General features: G+C 35.4%; 16 protein-coding genes and 1 pseudogene. 9 read left to right on the top strand and 8 right to left on the bottom strand.

The annotated features are described in order from the left end of the window. Nucleotides 1–190 precede the first annotated feature (190 nt). Nucleotides 191–640, top strand: coding sequence for a CBO0543 family protein (locus ACJ9PY_RS15425; protein WP_411738503.1), 450 nt, complete (start codon nt 191–193; stop codon nt 638–640). A 385-nt stretch (nt 641–1025) separates the two neighbouring features. Here ACJ9PY_RS15425 and pcp read toward each other — a convergent pair whose 3' ends face one another. Genes pcp through ACJ9PY_RS15410 form a run of 3 tightly spaced genes read right to left on the bottom strand, consistent with a single transcriptional unit; the run spans nt 1026 to nt 3357 of the window. Next, complete coding sequence (pcp, locus tag ACJ9PY_RS15420) at nt 1026–1673, bottom strand: pyroglutamyl-peptidase I (protein ID WP_252434158.1); 648 nt, start codon at nt 1671–1673, stop codon at nt 1026–1028. An 11-nt stretch (nt 1674–1684) separates the two neighbouring features. Next, nucleotides 1685–2647, bottom strand: a complete 963-nt coding sequence (locus ACJ9PY_RS15415) for a DUF979 domain-containing protein (RefSeq protein WP_098178255.1) — start codon at nt 2645–2647, stop codon at nt 1685–1687. 35 nt (nt 2648–2682) lie between these two features. Next, a complete protein-coding gene (locus ACJ9PY_RS15410) occupies nt 2683–3357 on the bottom strand; it encodes a DUF969 domain-containing protein (RefSeq protein ID WP_098178254.1) in 675 nt (224 codons plus the stop codon). A gap of 492 nt (nt 3358–3849) precedes the next feature. Here ACJ9PY_RS15410 and ACJ9PY_RS15405 point away from each other — a divergent pair, with 492 nt between their 5' ends. From ACJ9PY_RS15405 to ACJ9PY_RS15395, 3 genes and pseudogenes are all read left to right on the top strand, one after another. Continuing rightward, nucleotides 3850–4239, top strand: coding sequence for a VOC family protein (locus ACJ9PY_RS15405; RefSeq protein ID WP_411740287.1), 390 nt, complete (start codon nt 3850–3852; stop codon nt 4237–4239). 62 nt (nt 4240–4301) lie between these two features. Then, nucleotides 4302–4754 (top strand): hypothetical protein, encoded by a 453-nt coding sequence (locus ACJ9PY_RS15400; protein ID WP_411738502.1) that lies wholly within the window; start codon nt 4302–4304, stop codon nt 4752–4754. Nucleotides 4755–4979: 225 nt separating this feature from the next. Next, nucleotides 4980–5440: pseudogene (locus tag ACJ9PY_RS15395) on the top strand (GNAT family N-acetyltransferase). A 337-nt stretch (nt 5441–5777) separates the two neighbouring features. Here ACJ9PY_RS15395 and ACJ9PY_RS15390 read toward each other — a convergent pair. After that, the gene (locus tag ACJ9PY_RS15390; RefSeq protein ID WP_411738501.1) at nt 5778–7154 is read right to left on the bottom strand and encodes a DUF2254 domain-containing protein; all 1377 of its coding nucleotides are present in this window, start codon (nt 7152–7154) and stop codon (nt 5778–5780) included. A 501-nt stretch (nt 7155–7655) separates the two neighbouring features. On the opposite strand from ACJ9PY_RS15390, the gene ACJ9PY_RS15385 reads away from it, so the two are divergent. The 3 genes from ACJ9PY_RS15385 to ACJ9PY_RS15375 all read left to right on the top strand — a co-directional run bounded on the left by ACJ9PY_RS15385 (nt 7656) and on the right by ACJ9PY_RS15375 (nt 9580). Further along, on the top strand, nt 7656–8165 hold the full coding sequence (locus ACJ9PY_RS15385) for an N-acetyltransferase family protein (protein WP_411738500.1): 510 nt from the start codon (nt 7656–7658) through the stop codon (nt 8163–8165). Nucleotides 8166–8330: 165 nt separating this feature from the next. Beyond that, complete coding sequence (locus tag ACJ9PY_RS15380; RefSeq protein WP_411738499.1) at nt 8331–8594, top strand: shikimate kinase; 264 nt, start codon at nt 8331–8333, stop codon at nt 8592–8594. A 212-nt stretch (nt 8595–8806) separates the two neighbouring features. After that, nucleotides 8807–9580, top strand: a complete 774-nt coding sequence (locus ACJ9PY_RS15375; RefSeq protein ID WP_264640507.1) for an SDR family oxidoreductase — start codon at nt 8807–8809, stop codon at nt 9578–9580. Nucleotides 9581–10445: 865 nt separating this feature from the next. Here ACJ9PY_RS15375 and ACJ9PY_RS15370 read toward each other — a convergent pair. From ACJ9PY_RS15370 to ACJ9PY_RS15360, 3 genes are all read right to left on the bottom strand, one after another. Continuing rightward, on the bottom strand, nt 10446–11267 hold the full coding sequence (locus ACJ9PY_RS15370) for an STAS domain-containing protein (protein WP_411738498.1): 822 nt from the start codon (nt 11265–11267) through the stop codon (nt 10446–10448). 302 nt (nt 11268–11569) lie between these two features. Then, nucleotides 11570–11761 (bottom strand): hypothetical protein, encoded by a 192-nt coding sequence (locus tag ACJ9PY_RS15365; protein WP_101226107.1) that lies wholly within the window; start codon nt 11759–11761, stop codon nt 11570–11572. A 92-nt stretch (nt 11762–11853) separates the two neighbouring features. Next, nucleotides 11854–12801 carry an IS110 family transposase gene (locus tag ACJ9PY_RS15360; protein WP_411738497.1) on the bottom strand — a complete coding sequence of 316 codons (948 nt, stop codon included), beginning with the start codon at nt 12799–12801 and terminating at the stop codon, nt 11854–11856. Nucleotides 12802–13185: 384 nt separating this feature from the next. Here ACJ9PY_RS15360 and ACJ9PY_RS15355 point away from each other — a divergent pair, with 384 nt between their 5' ends. Both ACJ9PY_RS15355 and ACJ9PY_RS15350 read left to right on the top strand, forming a co-directional pair. Continuing rightward, nucleotides 13186–13527: a hypothetical protein gene (locus tag ACJ9PY_RS15355; RefSeq protein ID WP_101226114.1), complete on the top strand. Its 342-nt coding sequence runs from the start codon at nt 13186–13188 to the stop codon at nt 13525–13527. Between the two features lie 241 nt (nt 13528–13768). Continuing rightward, nucleotides 13769–14266 carry a hypothetical protein gene (locus ACJ9PY_RS15350; protein WP_230176865.1) on the top strand — a complete coding sequence of 166 codons (498 nt, stop codon included), beginning with the start codon at nt 13769–13771 and terminating at the stop codon, nt 14264–14266. A 261-nt stretch (nt 14267–14527) separates the two neighbouring features. On the opposite strand, the gene hutH is transcribed toward ACJ9PY_RS15350, so the two are convergent. Further along, nucleotides 14528–16060, bottom strand: coding sequence for a histidine ammonia-lyase (gene hutH / locus ACJ9PY_RS15345; RefSeq protein WP_411738496.1), 1533 nt, complete (start codon nt 16058–16060; stop codon nt 14528–14530). Nucleotides 16061–16089: the final 29 nt, after the last annotated feature.

Raw genomic sequence — 16089 nt, 5'->3', positions numbered from 1 at the left:
ACGAAGATATAAAGATTACAAGACTTAGAATGCAAAATGATGAATATTTTAACTTTGAATCCTATGAATGGAAATATAAAGGAAAAAAATCTTTGTACTAAAAGATTGTTTCTTCTGATACATATAAGTTTTATGGAACTAACGGGGCAGAATAGATATATAATGCGATTCTAAAAAAGGAAGGTTAAATATGCTTTTTCACATTATCGTTGGGTTTATTTTTCCTTGGCTTTTAGGTGCTTATTTGGTTAGAAATCAGACAAAGCTATTTATAATTTTTTATCCAATTGGTGTAGCAATAAGTATTTTATTAAATGAAATTGGTTTTAACTACTTTTGGAAGATGGATATAGTATTTCAAGAATCATCTTTAACTGGAATTCCGTATGATTTAGGTCTTTATCCTATACTTGGTTGTTTATTTATTTGCGTTATACATTATAAAAGAATGCCCATTCTTATTACATTTTTAGTTTTTACTTTAGTGACAACTTTTGGAGAGTACATACTAGTGTATCTAAATAAAATAGTATACAGAAATGAATGGAATATCATTTGGACTGGAGTTAGTTATTTATTGGCTTATTCAATTTTTTATGTTTATTATAAATTAGTTCGTAGGTTTATTTTATTAAATTAATGGGTGCTTTTCATTACTAGGAGCTGATCAGCAGCTCCTTTTCTTATGGAACTAAAGGGGCAGTTTAGTTCAAGAACACATGTCGCTAAATATGGTAAATATATTTTTAGAGTGTTTCTTAAATGTTTAATGTTCAAACCATAAGATTGTGAAAAAATGTACTTAAACTAACAGGTGCTTTACTTCATTATCAGGAGCTGATCAGCAGCTCCTTTTATTATGGGAATTATTAATGAATGAGATTTGAGCACAAAAAAGACCTCTTGATATGATGAAAGTGTCCCAAGCTCGCAAGCGAAAGGGACACTTTCATCATACACATGAGGCCAATCATGAATTATAACCAAAACAAGTAAATCGGTCAAATTTTAAAAAAACGGTACAATTAATGGGTCGTCCCGCCTATTGTATGAATATCCGATTCATATTTAGCAGCTGTGACAGCAGCTATTTTTATGCCCTTAACAATTGTCTCAAGGCTTAAGCTAGGCGCTTCTTTATTAATAGTTTGCTCCGGAATGAAAGGAATATGGATAAATCCACCCCGGATGCTTGATGAGGTTCGGGTGATATAGTCCATTAATCCATAGAAGATATGGTTGCATACAAATGTTCCGGCGGTATGGGATACCGATGCAGGAATGTTGCTTTCCTTCATGTTTTCGACAATTCTTTTGATGGGGATCGTAGACCAATAGGCTACTGGCCCTTTGTCTGCAATAGGCTCATCAATAGGCTGGTTTCCCTGATTGTCTGGGATTCTAGCATCATCCATATTGATTGCCACCCGTTCAGGTGTGATGTGTAGCCGACCCCCGGCTTGTCCTACACAGATAACGATGTCAGGATTATGCTGCTGGATAAGCTGCTCCATTACTGCAACTGATTTCCCGAATACAGTTGGGATTTGTTCAGCAACTAGAGTCACATCATCAATAACTTCTCCATGTAACTGTTTTACTGCTTCCCAGGAAGGGTTTACTCTTTCTCCGCCAAAGGGCTCAAACCCGGTTAATAACACTTTTTGCTTCATGAAGATCCCTCCTATACTCCTAATGAAACAAGTAAGTACATAAGTACGATATTGAAAGCTAATACTGCCAAAGCTGTTGGAACTTGAACTTTTATGACATGGTTTTTATCTTTCAAGTCCAGCAAGGCTGCCGGCACAATATTAAAGTTGGCAGCCATTGGCGTCATTAATGTTCCACAATAACCCGCAAACATAGATATGGCAGCTATATGATTTGGATTAGCGTCAAATTGGTTAATCAGAAAAGGAATGGCGATACCTGCAGCCATAACCGGGAAGGCAGCAAAGGCGTTCCCCATGATCATAGTGAATATAGCCATGCCGAGACAGAAAATGACCACAACCCAAAATAGCGAACCTTCTGGAATGATTGCTGTCACAGCTTTGGAAACGACTGTACCAACCCCTGCATTTGTGTAAATGGTTCCCAATGTTGCAAGTAGCTGTGGCAGCAATACAGCCCAACCAATAGATTCTAGCAGGCGACGTGATTCTTTCACAGCGCCTGTAGGTGTTCCGCGTGTCATCACCATCGCAAAAATAATGGCAGTCAAACACGCCAGACCTAAAGCAACCATCGTTACATTAGATGGATCCAGCAAAGCCTTTCCGCCAATTTTAACACCGTCTAGCAGCTTAGAACCAGCTAAGGTTAAAATAGGAATCAAGATGGCGGGTAGGAAAAGACGGCCGCCAAGCCGTTTTCTTCGCTCTTCCTTTACAGTAATGCTTTCTTCAACATGTTCGCTTTTCTTTAACCCGCCACCTGCAATGATTAAAACCATAATAATAACCATAAGCCCAATGTAAAATGGCGGAATAATTTTGCCGAACATTAATGTAATTGAATAAATCAAGTAAAAGCTTCCCGTAGTCAACCGGCGGCTGTTCGTCCGATCAGTGAAAATATATAGGGAGCAGCCTAGAACAATGATGCCCATCAATACGTAAATCATTTCAACTGAGAATATCATAATAGATGCTCACTTTCTCTTTGGAGTGTTTATCATTATTGGCCACGACTGCCCAAACGTTTATCCAGCTTTTTATCAAACATACGGAGGCGAATGGCGTGTACAATAAAAGCAAAGATGGCAGTAGGAATTCCCCATAACGCCATTGATATTGGGTCAGCAGGGATATTGTTCTGTTCAAAAAATCCATTCATCAATAGAATTGCACCAACCGCCACGAAAATATCTTCCCCGAAAAACAAGCCGATATTATCGGTAGCGGCAGCGTGTGCACGGATTTCCTGTTGCTCTTTCTCAGGTAGCTTACCATATTTTGTTAGAGCAGCCCCTTCTGCCATTGGGGCAATCAGCGGACGTACAGTCTGCGGATGACCACCAAGACTGTTTAAACCAAGAGCAGCTCCGACTTCCCTGATCAATAAATACATGGTCAATACCCGGCCAACTGTGATGGCTTTAATTTTTGATACAACCTTTGAAGCTTGCTGCTGGAGACCATTTTTTTCAAGCAGCCCAATAACGGGAAGCGTGACTATGAGAATAGACATGTACCTGTTAGTTGTAAATGCTTCGCCAAATTGCGTAATAATACTGGTAATGGGAATACCTGCAATCATCCCCGTAACGAGTGCTGAAATCGTTACCACAACTGCCGAATTGAATCTAAGTACGAAGCCAATCATGATTAAAAGAACACCAATTAGAACCATACATATCCCCTTTCTTATTATTAAAACTATTCTGCAAAAATATAAACTTCATGTTATTGTACATTAAAGTAAGAATTTTTGAAATAAATTTTTTATTAATCCAAGTGACTAATTATGTGAAAATCAAAGTCTTTTATAATGAAAGAATAGAAAAAATGCATCAAAAATACTTATTTACAACAGTAGAAAAACTAAAAATGGGACACGCCTATTTCTGTGGAAGAAGCATTAAAGAGATTCAAGAATAATATCACCAGAAATAGGATTGTTATATAGTCTATTTAACTAACGGGTGCGAAGATCTAAGCTGACTTTAAGTTAGCTTTTTCTTTATTCATCTATCGAGCGCAGTTTAGTTGAAGAAGGATTATTGATTCTAGCTGCCGAATAGTTTAAATTAACCGATCCAGCTCCAGATGCGGTGCAAGGGGTCATCTTAGCCACAAAATGACTAAGGTAAAAAAAATAGTTGCAATGAAAGAAGTGAAGGTTTTGATTAAATATAAATGCCTCCATCATGTAAGTCTTACTGTGACAGATTTGGAAAGAGCAAAAGAATTCTATGGTAAAATTTTATGTTTAAAAGAAATACAGCGTCCTGATTTTGATTTTCCAGGTGCCTGGTATGAAATAGAGGGACATCAACTTCACTTGATAGTCGATCCCTCTTCACAGACAATTCGTAAGGATAAAAGCTTATCCAGCAGAGAAGGTCACTTTGCCCTTAGAGTCGAGAACCACTATGATACTCTTAATTGGTTAAAACAGAATAAAGTTGAAATACTTGAAAAACCATACGGAAAAAGTGGATTTGCACAAATTTTTTGTGCCGACCCAGATGGTAATTTGATTGAACTAAATGTTAATCAAAAAGATCTATAAGTAGGCAAAGATAAAGGCTCCATTACTGGCTATTTTCTTATTGAAGTAACGGGGCAGATTAGTTGAAGAAGGGTAAAGATATGATGTCTAATATACAGTACCTACGTTCAGGGTTAAGAGTAAGATGCGAACAAGGTGTTAATTCAAGAGTAAGACAAGCCTGTATAAATTTTGCTATTTGGTTACGAATAAATAAGAAATTTCCAATAAGGTGTGTTGTGTACATTAAGAAAGATTATCAAATTAAAACTTTAGATGCTAAAGAGATGGTAAGTGCGACGTTTTTTGCTCCTTACGATAAGGATGTGGAGCCTTACATTAGAGTTGCAACAGGGGATTATGAAGAATTAGTATCTGAACGAGGAGAAGAGGATGCTGTCTTTGCTATTTTAAATAGTATGGCTCACGAAATTATTCATTATCAACAATGGATTGAGGATAGAGATTTTGATGAAGATGAGGCGGAAAACACAAGTACAATATTGGTAGATAATTATTATGATTGGACGGAGTGAAATTTCAAATTTCATTATTCAACAAATGGGTGCTTTACTTCATTAATGGAGGTTGCTGCGGCAACCTTTTTCTTACGGAACTTATGGGGCAGTTTAGTTGAATAAGAATCCTTTTATTTCACTCGAATAAATGGAATTATATAGTAAGTTTAAAAATGAAAGAAAATTGGTTTTTAAAAGGGGAAATCCTATTGGAAAATTCAATCATTGGTGGTGAGATTCTCATTGGAAAATATCCAAAAGATGTATGAGCATTTAAATTGGGCTAATCAACGTATTCTTGAAACATTGCAAAGTATTGAAGATAAAAATCAAGAGGTGAGCCGTTTGTTTTCCCATATCCTACTTGCAGAAAAAGTATGGATGACTAGATTACGAGGATTGGACAGTTCACGACTGCCCATCTGGTCAGAGGTCGATAATGGTGAAATAGCCTATTGGATTGGTGAAAAATTTTGGGGAATGGATATGCAACAGAGGCAGCGCAAGCTATAATACAATTTGCATTTGATGAAAGTCAATACCATAAAGTATTTGCTCGTTACTTTAATTCAAATCCAGCTTCAGGAAGAGTGATGCAAAAATTAGGCATGAAAAAAGAAGGGATATTAATTGACCATGTGAGGAAAGAAAATCGATATGAAGATCTAGTATATTGTGGAATTATCAACTCAGAAGGATTATAGATCATACTGAAAGGTTCAAAAAAGGGGTGTGCATCTTAAATTTAAATTACATAAAAGGAACACAAAGTAAGTCTCTTGTTGAACTAACGGGTGCGTTAGCGCCAAAGGGATTCCTATATAATTATATGTAAATTAAAAATACCACCAAGCTGAGTGAACTGGTGGTGTTTCCTGCTGTGTGCTTATATACTTTCAACGTAATCTATACCTTTTGAGCTTTAACAACTATAAATCCAGAAGCATGGGCAACTTTTTCTAAATACCCTTTACCTAACCACTATTCAATTAGTTGCATTTCTCTCGAGTATACATTACTCCGGTTTAATTAAATTGGTATTTAATCATACTCTTTTCTTTGTTTCAAGAACTCTTCATACTCTTTTTCATGCTTTGTCGAAACAGCAAGATTAGATAGCGCATAGTGAAATTGTTGGTAGTCTAGTTTAAATAAAAAATGTTTTTCGAATCCACTTGCAGTAAACACGCCAAACTCCCAAATGGCTTTATAGTCACGTGTATTAAGGGATTTAGCCATTAAAGCTAACACTTTTAAAATTTCAGTAGCCACAATTACATTTTCTTTAGCATAATGTCTGATATAACCAAAACCATGATAAAGATAATGATTAAAATCCCTTTCCTGTAAAATCACTCGCAGATTATTACTTTCATCTATTAAATAATTAGAAAATATGGATTTGCGTGAAATTGAAGCAAGTACCTCACCAAGTTGATAGATAGCATTTGTAGCTGTTTTAGGATCATAATTTCCTATGGATCTAATCGCAACTTCTACCAGTTTGTTTATACTGAATTCAATATCTTGAACTTCAGATTGCCTCCTTTTTATACTAAAAAGCGAAAGATACTTTAGCTCGTCTATTTCCATCGCGTTTTTTTTCCAATATGTTACGATAGGCGTTGATGCAAAAACATAACTTCCAATTGTATATTCCAACCGAATAACGATGCCATCTTTTTGAGCTTCATTAACCATAGTAATATAATCCACGAGTTGAATATAACCAGATTTCCTTGCAGTAATAGTAAATTCCTTACTCTTGAATAGTTGGCCCTTAATAGTACTTATATCTTTTACTTTATATGGATCTAGTTCATCTTCTAACGTACTTTTTACAATGCTTAACGCTTCTTTTTTCAAGTCATAAGTCATTTGGTTAACTTGCAACCAATTGACCGCATGATTAATGAAAAAGACAAACGTTCCTATAGATAATGCAGCTATTATTGTGGCTAAAACAGGTACTGCAAAATAATATTGTGCAATTTCCTTATTCAGGAACAGAAAACATAATAGCATATAGAAAAAACTCGCTGTGAAAATCCCGAGCACACGTTGGGTGGCTTTACTTGCAATGAAATTTTTCAACATTCGTGGCGAAAATTGTCCGGAGAATGTCGTAAAAACTACCAGAACCAAGTTAAATGTAAACGTAGTTAATGTCAAAGTGGCTGCTGTAAGCGTACCGACAAGTGCTTGAGTAAGACTATAATCCACCGCAAAAAAAGGGCTCATATTTTTTCCTAACTCATATTGAAAGTCTGCTGTTAATGCAACACCTACTAAAAGAAAGGAGAAAAATACATATATAACAGGCGTATACCATAAATTAGATTGAATAATATGAGATAATTCCCTATCTGACATCCTGCTATATTTCTTTATCTTATCAAAATAATTAATTTTACCCATATTTATATATCTCCTTTCAGTAAAAAATCAAAAGCATGGAGCTTGTTTTCCAACAAGTTCAAAGGAACACCATCTATGTATTACCTAATCCTCCCCATCTTTAAACCGTTTATTCTAAAATCCTTTAATTGATTAATAAACTCAATCCTCTCGCGTTTTTCTCAACAGAAGGTATAGTCTGAGCAAAAGGCGAAGTTCCAGCAAGAATGCAATATCTTAATTTATTAAAGGTGTCTGCTGTTTTACAAAACTTCATCCCCCTGAATATGCGAAAATTAAATCGTATTTATTAAAGAATATAAAATTAATAATTCAATACACTTCTCTCCTGAAGTATTAAGGGCTTACTTTGTATATAAGTTGTGGAAAGTTTTACATAAGGTCAAGGAATGGATTAGACGATTAAAATGGATGATAGAAACGGATATTTTTAATTTCTCCTTAATGAAATAGGGGGTGCGTCAACCAAATGTTAAAATATAGAAAAACAGAGGTGGTTTAATGAGGATAAGAAAAGCTGTGTTAACCGATGCCAAAGGGATAGCTAAAGTACACGTTGATAGTTGGAAAACCACATATGCAAATATCATTCCGGACGAATACTTAAATAATTTGATTTATGAAGGACGAGAGCAATTATGGAAAGGGAACATTCCTAATAGCGATGTATTTGTAGCAGAAAACGAGGAAGGGAAAATTGTTGGATTTTCTTCTGGTGGTAAAGAAAGATCTGGTAAATATCCTGATTACACTGGTGAATTATATGCTATTTATATTTTAAAAGAGTATCAAGGAAATGGGTTAGGGAAATTATTGGTTAAACCAATAATTGAAGAACTACAACAAAAAAATTTTTTTTCAATGATAGTTTTAGTGCTTGAAGATAATAGTTCTCGTCTTTTTTATGAGACTCTTGGGGGTAAAAAAATAGACACCATTGAGGTTAACATTTCTGGGAAGAAACTCAATGAACTTGTATACGGATGGGATAATATTAGAACACTACTTTAAACTAGGATATTTAGATATTAGACTAAAAGGTAATAAGGGCTGCTGATGATGTAGCCCTTCTCTTATGGAGCTAAAGGGGCAGGATAGTGGAAGCTGGAAGAGGAGATTTCAATAAATAAATAGAATAAATTTGAATAGAGAACTTTGATGACGGTGGTGGTCTTATTGAAAAACATTCCAAATAAAATACATATTATAGGTTCAGTTGGTAGTGGAAAAACAACTTTAGCAAGAGAGTTATCCTCTAAGTTAAATATCCCACTTTATGAATTGGATAATGTTATTTGGAAAAGGTATGAATCTGGGGATATTAGAAGAACTGAAGAAGAAAGAGAAGAATATTTTAATACTATTATTCATTCTGAAACATGGATTGTAGAGGGGGTTCATAATGACTGTTTAAGTGGAATAGATACTTTGAAGAAGTAGGGAAACCAAATTTCTATAATAGATTTGGGATATACGATAACAAGATATTAGTTGTGACAAATAAGAACGAAATTAAAAATTACTTCAACTAACAGGTGCGTTAGCTGAAGATCGGAGTTGTCTTTAAGGCAGCTTTTTCTTTATGCAACTAAAGGGACAGGTTAGTGAAATATTAAGACTTAAATTTACTTTTGGAATGGAGGAATATTATAATGGACCAATTAAAAGGGAAAATTGCAATTATTACGGGTGTAAGCCGTCTGAAAGGGATTGGAGCTGCTATTTGTAAGGAGTTAGCTGAATCGGGTTATCATATATTTTTTACTTATTGGACGGAATATGATAAAAAAATGCCTTGGAGCATTGAATTAGATGAGCCCATGAAATTAAAAGAAGAATTAACAAAAAAAGGTATTAAGGTATCGTGTATGGAGTTGGATTTAACTCAATATGATGCACCTGAACAACTTATAAATAAAGTTTCTGAACAACTTGGTTATCCGGATATCTTGATTAATAACGCAGCCTACTCAACTAACAACGATTTTTCTAATTTAACTGCCGAAGAATTAGATAAACATTACATGGTAAATGTTCGTGCAACGACACTATTAAGTAGTAAATTTGCTCAAAGGTTTGATAAGAAATCAGGTGGAAGAATAGTCAATATTACTTCAGGTCAGTTTCAAGGACCAATGCCTGGCGAATTAGCATATGCAACAACAAAAGGAGCAGTTGATGCTCTAACTATTACATTGTCGGCTGAACTAGCCCCTTTAGGAATAACGGTTAATGCATTAAATCCAGGTCCAACTGATACAGGGTGGATGACAGAGGAAATTAAAAATGAATTAACACCGATGTTTCCTTTCGGTAGAATAGGAAAACCGAGAGATGTTGCAAAAACTATTAAATTTCTAGTGAGCGATGAAGCAGATTGGATTACAGGTCAGATTATTCATTCAGAAGGTGGATTTAAAAGGTAAATTAAACAAAAAAGGCTTTGGTTCCAGAACCTTTTTGTTGTATTAAATTCCAAGGATAGATATCAATTTGTGAAAGATTGTACTTAAACTAACAGGTGCTTTACTTCAATAAGGAAGGTTGCTGAGGTAGCCTTTTTCTTATGGCACTAAAACTAAAGGGGCGGTTTGTTACAAGTGAAGTGTGTTCGTACTGTGTAGCTACACCGAATAACAATACTTTTAATCATTAGTATGTTATAGTTAATTAGAGTTAAAATTAGATTTATATGGGGCACCTCCTGACTTCTCTTAGTCATCTTCCCTCTGTAATAGAAGGGAGACTAAGACGATATGTCCTTAGACCACATTAAAACAATGTTAGAAACCTTAAAACAGTATAATAACTGTGATATAACATTAACTTTCAAAAACAAAAATAGTATACCGTTATTGTCTGTATGCTATGACAATAATTGTTATGAACTAACACATTTGGATACACAAATTATCGAAACCTGTGAAGATATAGAATCTACTATCTCAGCTATTGATAAAGTTATGCAAGATAGTTCTAAAAAAACCTCTAATTAATAGAGGTTTTTTTTGTTTCACATTTTTTTTGTAGCTCTCTTCTTCAACTAACGGGTGCGGTAGCTTAAAATTGGAGCTGTTTTAGGGCAGCTCTTTCTTTATGCTACTAACCGGGCATTTTAGTTGAAGATCAAAACGAATTGATTGGTGTTGAATTAAATACTAAATACCCTAACTATATTTTTTATACCAAGATGTAACTGCTAGGCAGGAACAAATTTTTAGCCAGTTGGTCAGAATATAGCCAATTAAAAAAAGAGTCGGCAAAGCGACCCACCTCTAGGATTCTCCGTGTTTAACTTAATAAGTATTTATTCAATGCTTGTTGTAAAGTACCCAATGTTTGTGCTTTTTCATTTAATCTTATTCCTACGTTTATCATTTTTCTAACCACTTCAGCTCTTAACCCGGTGATCACAGTGGTACATCCCATTAATGAAGTGCCGTCAATAATCTTCATTAAATGATCAATTACTTCAACCTCCATTTCCATAATTCCAGATAAGTCCATAATCAATGTTTGAATACGTAATTTCCCAATCTCTGTTAAAACTTTTTCCTCGAGAATATTCGTTCGGTAAAGATCAACCGCACCAATTAAAGGCAAAATACATATAGTGGGTGTTATTGGTATTATAGGCACCGAAAGATTTTCAACCAATTCTTTTTGAGCCATTATCAATGAATCTTTGTATTGAGAATAGGTGATAAAAAAAACATTTAAAAACCTGTCTACTTGATTATTTACTTGTTTTTCTACCGAAAAAAATTCTTCAGTTAAAGCCTTATTTGTTACCTCGTTAAATTCTTGTAGGAACTTCCACAAGGTTCTTCGAATGGCTTGCACCCACTCTAATTTGAAAAATAATGGTATTGAGTGTGTGGCCCAAGCTATTCCTTCTTGTTTAGCAAATGTTTGAAGTTCTTGTTCTTTACCCTCAATAATGTATTGAATCAGAATATGGGCATTATTTATCAGGTCAATATTACCAATCGTTAAAATTTCTTCGATTTTTTCTTTCACATTAGATGCTTCGTTTAATAATGAATCTTCAAAATCTGCTTTATTTCCTTGGATGAATTCCAGCAATTTATATGCATCTAGTGACCCATTCATAAATTAATCCCCCTGTTTTTTTGTATGCCAAAAATACTATTACCCGGTTATTATAATTACTAAACCTGTTTACACTATAAGCTTCTAATTTAAAGAGAAAATGGATGTATTTTTGTTAATTAATATTGTAAAGATTAAAGATTTCTACTTAAACTATAAGGTGCGTTAGCTGAAGATCGGAGCTGTCTTTAAGGCAGCTTTTTTGTATGAAAACACAATAGTAAAAAAGCCATGCTAAAATAAACCCTCCATATTCTCATTTTTTTGATGGGGGTAAATGTACTATGTCGTTATTTAACTGGTTATGCAGTTTGTTGTTCAGATGGAGCGATTGTATAGCCTTTCTTTTTTAGGTATTCGATCATTTTTAATTCTTTGTTATTTTGTTTTTCTTCAAGGTAATTTGAGCCTAGTTCATGATAAGGTTCTCCTGTTTTTAAGATGTTGTAAGTAATTGTTAATAGTAAATGGGCAGATGCGATTCGTCCCTTCATTTTCCCCTGTCGTTTAGTAATCCTTTTTCGATGTGAAGCAATTCGATTATTTTGCCTTGATGTTGCTAATACACATTCTACGGCCATTGTTTTTAAAGCTTTATTTCCTTGTGTGGTTTTACTCGTTTTTTTTTACCAGCACTTTCGTAATTTCCAGGACTCACACCAGCCCAAGAGGCAAGATGTTTAGCTGACTTAAATACGGACATATCAACACCCATCTCCGCAATAAAAGTGGCTGCGGCAGCTTTGTTCACACCAGGTATACCATCCAATAATTCTACTTCCTTACGATAGGGGGACAGGAGTTGATCGATTTGTTTTTCCAATTCTTCTATGGTTTGTTCTAAATAACCCATATGATCCCAATGGTAACGCAACATATCACGATGATGACGGCGAATACGACCATTAATTGCACTGGCAATGTCAGTTATACTTGCTTTTGTTCGCCAATCCACCATTTTTCGAAGACCATCGGTCTCTATTTTTTCACCATTTAGAATCGCTTCAAGGATACGACGTCCCGATAAACCAAAAATGTCTGATAGAACGGATGTTAGCTTGATATTAGCATCTTGAAGGATTTTGTGAATGCGATTCTGCTCTGATGTGCGATGATGAATCAATTTTTTTCGATAACGAGTAAGATCTCGTAAATCACGAATATCCTCTGGTGGGACAAAATTGTTTTCAATAAGTCCGCATCTTAGAAGCTTGGCAAGCCATTCGGCATCTTTCACATCAGTTTTACGCCCTGGAACATTTTTGACATGTCTGGCATTGGCAAGAACAAGGTGAAAAGAACCTTCGAGTATATTCCATATTGGTTTCCAGTAGACTCCGGTACTTTCCATCACAACATCGGATACCTGAAGGGTAGCGAGCCAATCACTTAAAGCCAAGAGTCCCGTTGTTGTAGTGGAAAAAGTTTCAATAGAGGTCTTTGGCTTTTTATTTAATGGACCAAATAATACACAGGCTACTACTGTTTCTTGGTGTACATCTAGGCCAGCACACCGTTCAATCATTGCTTCCATAGGAGAAATCACCTCAAAAAAGATTAACAATACATATGACAGGAGATTTGTTACAAAAATTTTTGTATACGTACTAGCAGTACACTAAATGGTTCTTCCATACTGTCACAACCAGTTTCTTATACAGGGTATCTTCCTTAAGATCCACCAAAAAAAGTTCAGCCTGGTTGTATTGTTATTTTCCATTATTGTCAAGGGGTTAATGGGTTAGACTCTATTTTGAGTTTAGATTTTCGTAGTAGATGGTGGCGGCGAGGAGCGCCGCCATAGGAGTTTCTTATGGAACTAACGGGGCAGTTTAGTTGAATAAGAAAATGTTATAAAATAGAGAGTTGAAAGGTGATGCGGATAGTAAGTAATTCAGTTGATATAGGGGATGTTTATATGAATTGGAACTGGAATGAAACCACTATAGATTTTCCATTCTCGTCCAAAAACTTAAAGAACTTGTTAAATACCGTATGTAGAAAAGAAAACAGATTTTCACAATATGAGTTAATTAAGTGGTGTGATAACCTCACAATGGCTTTTGAGGAAGATGAAGCTGGAGAATTTAATGAATTTGATGAAATAGCTTTTGGAATAGCACGAGATATTGAATGTCAATGGGATTTATTTTTGGTAAATACTTACTCATTAAAAGAATTGCTGAACTTAGACCTCTCAAAAGTAAAGTTACCTCAAGATTGGTTTATAGAGTGGTTAGAGCAATTAAACGAGAAATAAAAGGTAACTACTTATTCAGATAACAAGGTACTTTACTTCTAATAAGGGAGTTGCTTTTGCAGCTCTTTTTCTTATGGAGCTAACGGGGCAGGTTAGTGGAAGAAGGAAACAAGTGATTTAATGTAGTTTTATACATAAATGACTCGTTCGCTAACACAGAAAAAGTTTTACTCTCGTTTATGATATAATTTCGATTGAATAATATCGAATTATACTATGACTATTAGATTGGTTGTTGAAGATGAAAAGGAAGAAAAAGAAGAAAAACGAATCAAATATAATTAAAATGACATTTGGAAAGAATTCTTATGTTAAGGACGATGAAACAGATTTTATATTTGCGTGGTTACATCCTATTATTTCGTGTAGGTTATGTATCAAGTATTTTATAAAATGGATAACGTCTGTGGATTCTTCTTTGGCACCTACTGTTCATCGTTATTACATTTTATTCTTTACATTGATATTGAGGTCATTTTTGTGGATTTATATTGGAATGGGGATTGGGGTAGTCTCAAATGATAAGTCAGATGGTATGAGGTTAGTGACAGAGATTCCAATGACTATTGGAATGTCATTTTTAAGTATATTTGGACTGTTGTTGGTTATACGGATTGTAATTTCTTTCTTTGAACTGATCAGACTATTTAAAAAGGATAACTTATTTTTGTATGGTTTGGGAGTTACTGTTGTATATGGATTTATTGGCATGATTTTGTTGGGAAGTGCACTGTGGTAGTTTTATATACATGTTCTTCTTCAAGTAACGGGGTAGCATTCCTGTATTAACTGAAATACTAAAAAGTTTGTGAAGAAATCTACTTAAACTAACGGGTGCGTTAGTTTATTAATGAACACAAAAATAATCAATCTTTTTTATAAAAGAATGATCCAATTAAATAAGGGCATGTTTTGATTAATCTTTTTTCAAAACATGCCCTTTCTATTTATTCACTTATCAAGGTTTCTTATATTAGTTTGATCAAACTTTGTTTCAAAGCTACTGCAAAGGACCGATTTTTGCTTCTACATGCTTTACAATTTCTGCTGAATGAACCAGTTCCGCAGCTGTACGCATGTCTTTGTATAAAATTCTGTCCTGCTCAAGGCGAGGCACATATTTTCTAAACAAATCGCAGGCTGCAGTCGTTCCTGTTCCAGGCTGTAACGGCTGAAGGAATTCGATCCCCTGGCAGCTGCACATCCATTCGATCCCAATCACTTTTTCAGTATTGGCGATTACTTTCAGTGCCTTTAAAGCTGCAGATGTCCCCATGCTTACATGATCTTCCTGTCCCCCTGTTGTCGGAATGGAATCCACAGACGACGGATGTGAATAAACCTTATTGTTAGAAACCAATGACGCCGCGACATATTGCGGAATCATATAGCCCGAGTTAAGCCCACTTTGCTCGATCAAATACGGGGGCAGCTCGCTATACTGAGGCGACACGAGTCTAAAAATCCTTCGTTCAGAAATATTAGCTAATTCAGATAGAGAGATTGCCAGAAAGTCCATGGCTAAGGCTATCGCTTCTCCATGACAATTGGAAGAGGATATCGCTCTTGCACCCTCTTGATCATCAAACACCAACGGATTATCTGAGGCTGAATTCATTTCTCTCTCCACAATCGTCCGAACGTAATCAACAGCGTCTTTACAAGCTCCATGCACTTGTGGAATGGACCTAATACTAAGAGCATCTTGTGTGCGGTAATCTTTAAATTTTTCCGTGATCTCACTGTTTTCTATCAGCTTATGAATATTATCAGTTGTCTTTTTTTGTCCAGGATGACGTTTTACTTTACTAATTTTGGGATCAAAGGCATAGTATGTTCCTTTCAGCGCCTCAAAACTGATTATCGAAACAATGTCTGCCGCCTTAAGAACATTAATGGCATCATAAACGGCCAGAGCGCCAATTGCAGTCATATCTACCGTGCCATTAATCAAAGAAAGCCCTTCCTTTTCATGCAGTTCGATTGGCTTGATTCCGGCCTTCTTCAAAGCCGTCTCTCCATCTGTTAGTACGCCCTGATTATAGGCCTCACCCATACCTAAAAGGACCAAACTGATATGTGCCTGATGATTTAAGTAACCTAGGGAACCTTCTCGAGGGACGAATGGTATGACATCTTTATTCACCATCTCTGCTAATCTCTCTACCGTTTCAAGTCTTACTCCAGAATAACCAAGGGATAAATTTTTGATCATCATCACCATAATTGCCCTTACTATTTCCTTCTCAAACGGATCGCCCATACCGCAAGCATGACTCATAATTATATTTTTTTGCAATGCTCTCGAATCAGAAGCTGAAATTTTTATTTTTGAATTCTCTCCTACTCCGGTCGTAATTCCGTATATGACTCGCTCTTCCTCGACAAAACGCTCGACTATATCCCTTCCTTGGCTAATCCTTTTCTTTACACTCATAGACAGCTCCAAAGGTGCATGATGCCTTGCTACTGAAATCAAATCCCCGATACTAAAATCATCTTCAGTTATCATTACTTTTACTTGTGTTTTCATAATAAAATCATCTCCTAATATTGTGCAGC

This window comes from Peribacillus sp. S4 (assembly GCF_046715815.1).
GTDB classification, from domain to species: domain Bacteria; phylum Bacillota; class Bacilli; order Bacillales; family DSM-1321; genus Peribacillus; species Peribacillus frigoritolerans.
This window is presented reverse-complemented; position numbering and strand designations above follow the sequence as displayed.